General features: G+C 62.8%; 1 protein-coding gene. It reads right to left on the reverse strand.

What is annotated here, in order from left to right:
• A partial coding sequence (locus AWB79_RS37955) for an electron transfer flavoprotein subunit alpha/FixB family protein (protein ID WP_061172602.1) occupies positions 1 to 803 on the reverse strand: 803 nt, incomplete at its 3' end.
• Position 804: the final 1 nt, after the last annotated feature.

An 804-nucleotide genomic window follows, 5' to 3' on the forward strand; every position in this document is an offset into this window, starting at 1 on the left:
TTCATGCCCGCGAGATGCTGGATCGCGCCCGAGATGCCGACGGCCACGTACAGTTGCGGCGCGACGATCTTGCCGGTTTGACCAACTTGATAATCGTTCGGGACATAGCCCGCATCGACTGCCGCGCGCGATGCGCCGAGCGCCGCGTTGAGCTTGTCGGCCAAAGGTTCGAGCGTCTTCGTGTAGTTCTCGCCGCTGCCCAGACCACGGCCGCCCGACACGATGATGTTCGCGCTCGTCAATTCCGGACGGTCCAGCTTCGTCACTTCACGGCTCACGAACTGCGAGATGCCGGCATCGGCTGCGGCTTCGATCTTCTCGACCGATGCGCTGCCGCCTTCCGCCGCCACCGGATCGAAGCCCGTTGCGCGCACGGTGATGACCTTGATCGGATCGATCGACTGAACGATCGCGATCGCGTTGCCCGCGTAGATCGGGCGCTCGAACGTGTCGGCGCTATCGACTGCGGTGATGTCGCTGATCTGCGCGACATCAAGATGCGCGGCGATACGCGGCGCGATGTTCTTACCGTAGGCCGTTGCCGGAGCCAGAATGTGCGAATAATCCTTCGCGATGTTCAGCACCGTACCTTCGATGTTTTCCGCGAGGCCATCGGCCAACTGAGGCGCATCGGCGAGCAGCACTTTTGCCACGCCTGCGATCTTCGCCGCTGCATCGGCCGCGCCTTGTGCGTTCGAGCCAGCCACCAGCACATGCACATCGCCGCCGATCTTCGACGCCGCTGCAACCGTGTTCAGCGTCGCTGCCTTGATCGACGCGTTGTCGTGTTCCGCAATAACCAGA

This window comes from Caballeronia hypogeia (genome assembly GCF_001544875.2).
GTDB lineage: Bacteria > Pseudomonadota > Gammaproteobacteria > Burkholderiales > Burkholderiaceae > Caballeronia > Caballeronia hypogeia.